The 230-nt window shown below is 58.7% G+C and carries 1 protein-coding gene; it reads right to left on the reverse strand.

Translation table 11 applies throughout. The features are described 5' to 3' along the window. Positions 1-230: hypothetical protein (locus SB689_RS24360; RefSeq protein WP_410694585.1), on the reverse strand; the 230-nt coding region annotated here is incomplete at both ends.

Raw genomic sequence — 230 nt, forward strand, 5'->3', positions numbered from 1 at the left:
GGAGCGACCGAGTAAACGCCACAGAAAACGCAGCAAGCTGGACTTGCCGGCGCCGGCGTCACCGGTCAGCTCTAGAAACGGCCAGGACTCTTGTTTGCTGCGGATCTGCTGCACGAACAGCGTGGCTGTCCACCACGACAACGCTGCGAGTCCATTCAGGTGATGCACTGCAAAGAAGTCGGAAAACCAGCTTGGATCGAAGCCAGAACCGCGGACGATCGTCAGGCTAT

Source organism: Chryseobacterium sp. SIMBA_038 (genome assembly GCF_046535115.1).
In the GTDB taxonomy this organism is placed as follows: Bacteria; Bacteroidota; Bacteroidia; order Flavobacteriales; family Weeksellaceae; genus Chryseobacterium.